Origin of the sequence: Flavobacterium sp. (assembly GCF_046317795.1) — a bacterium.
Taxonomy (GTDB): Bacteria; Bacteroidota; Bacteroidia; order Flavobacteriales; family Flavobacteriaceae; genus Flavobacterium.
On sequence record NZ_JBKCVI010000196.1, the window covers coordinates 1 to 2541 of the forward strand.

Sequence of the window (2541 nt, forward strand, 5' to 3'; positions counted from 1 at the left end):
TCATTGTTTGAACAAGTAGATGAGAATTTGGTACAAGTAGGTACACCTATCAATAGAACCGTAGCTAACTTTACCTTGAGCATGTTTACAGGTGCTACAGTTAACAAGAACTACGTAGTAACGGTATCGGTACAATTGGGTGGCGAGTTTGGACCACAAGGAAGAGGTTGTGAAATCTCTACATTTGTAGCCAGAAGAGCTCAAGTAGCGTTTGGTGCTACAGCATATCCAAACCCATTTGTAAGTGGCTTTAACTTAGATGTTACTGCTTCTGTAGACAGCACACCAATTGCTATCAAAGTATACGATATGGTAGGAAGATTGATTGAGCAACATACAGCTCAAGTTAATGAGTTAGAGACTACAACTATCGGAGATCGTTATCCAAGTGGTGTTTATAATGTAGTGGTGACACAAGGCGAAGACGTTAAGACGTTGAGAGTTGTGAAACGATAATCGAAATACGAAGTACGAGGTACGAAGTTGGGAGTTGATAGACTGGAGTATTAAGTATTAAGACTAAATAGTACTAAAATCCCTGTCTCGTTTGTTAACGAGATGGGGATTTTTTATTGATTTTTTTTCCGTCATTAAGTAAAAGTAAAAAAGAAAAAGATGTCTTCTAAATGACGATTTAATAATGTTTTTTTCCATTTTGAGAGAAGCTAAGTAAGCGCTTCTATAGTTTCAATATTTTTATAGTATAGACATTTATATTAGAGAAAAGTAATTATTGTTAAAGTTTTCGTAAGAAATTTTAACATCACATAATAAAATTATTATTTAGCCGTTATTTATGTTTTAAAACTCTAATAACAACTAATTTTTTATGCCCAAATCATTTTATCTTTTCTGCTCTTTGCTTTTTAGTTCATTTGTTTTTTCCCAAACTTCAATTACTTTAAAAGGAAAAGTAATTGACCATACGACAAAACTCCCCATAGAGTCGGTAACAGTCTACTTAACTTCAGTTAAGGACTCTTCCGTTGTTGATTATACGATTACCAACAAGTTGGGTTTTTTTATATTCAAAATTAAAAAAAGTGACAAACCCATATCTTTAAAAGTTTCCTATATAAGTTATCAGGATTTTAAAGAAGATTTGTCCTCCATGCAATCAGACAAAGATTTGGGAACAATAGAGCTTAAAGAGACTGTCAATGCGCTAGATGAAGTGGTTATCAAATCAGAAATTCCACCAATCAGGATAAAAAAAGATACCTTAGAGTTCAATGCAGCTTCATTCAAAGTAGGTGCCGATGCCAATGTAGAAGCACTTTTAAAACAATTGCCGGGTGTTGAAATTTCTCCCGAAGGAAAGATTACCGTAAACGGTAAAGAAGTCAATAATATTTTAGTTAACGGAAAACCTTTTTTTGGTAAAGACGGAAAAATTGCCACCCAAAACCTCCCTGCCGAAATTATAGATAAAGTTCAGGTTGTTGATACCAAAACAAAGTCGGAAGAAATATCTGGAGAAAGCGCTGGTTCACAAGTAAAAACAATAAATCTGACTATACAGGAAGATAAAAACAAAGGTTTTTTTGGAAAAATTATGGGAGGTTATGGTTCTCAGGAACGTTATGAATCTAGTTTGTTACTCAATTATTTCAAAGGGGAAAGAAAAATTAGTGTTTTGGCTTCTTCCAACAATATCAATTCCATTGGATTTTCGATGGATGAAATTTTTGATAATATGGGTGGAGGAAGAAATACGTCAATATATGTTGATGATGACTCAGGTTCGTTTGGTATAAATAATATGTCGTTTGGTGGGAACAGAGGAATTACAAAATCCAACATGATTGGAGTCAACTACCAAGATAAATTCTTTAAAAAAATTGATCAAAGCGGAAGTTACTATTTTACCAACGCTGAAACCGAAAATGCAAACAGAACAGAGAGAATCAATCTTTTACCCGAAGGGAGAACGTTTACCAATTCTCAAACTTCAACTTTTAATAGTAATAACGGACATAATTTAAATCTTGATTTTGAAGTTAAGTTAGACTCAACGTCAATAATTTATTTCAATCCTTCATTTAAGAAAATGCGAACACAAAATAAATCCATCCGAAATCAAGTTACAACTAACGAAACCAATGATGAATTGAACAGCAGTTCAAACGAGGATTACAATGAAAATAACAACAATACATTTACAACAAATGGAAGTTATAGTAAACAGTTTAAGAAAAAGAAAAGAGCATTGGTTATCAATTTTGAAACAGAAATTCAAAAAACTGATAATTTTCTAAATACAAATTCAGCAACACTATTTGCCGATGCTACACCAGATGATATAAGGAACCAAAATCAATTTGAAAAAGAGAAAAATCAATTTGGAAAATTATAAGTCCGGTTTGGAGAACCTATTACTGACTCAATCAGATTAAGCTTAACCTCAGAGGTAACGTTCAGAAAAATTGATAACTCATTAAACACTTTTGATTTTGATAGTGGTTCTAATAATTATGATAATTTTAACGACGTACAATCAAACGAAACATTTTCAAAAACAACCACCTTTTTTCCTTCAAC

The 2541-nt window shown here is 32.6% G+C and carries 2 protein-coding genes; both read left to right on the forward strand.

The window, feature by feature from the left end:
• The coding region (locus ACK5ON_RS11575; protein WP_409822604.1) for a T9SS type A sorting domain-containing protein at positions 1 to 456 on the forward strand (456 nt) is incomplete at its 5' end.
• A gap of 373 nt (positions 457 to 829) precedes the next feature.
• Positions 830 to 2356, forward strand: coding sequence for a carboxypeptidase-like regulatory domain-containing protein (locus ACK5ON_RS11580; protein ID WP_409822607.1), 1527 nt, complete (start codon positions 830 to 832; stop codon positions 2354 to 2356).
• Positions 2357 to 2541 lie beyond the last annotated feature (185 nt).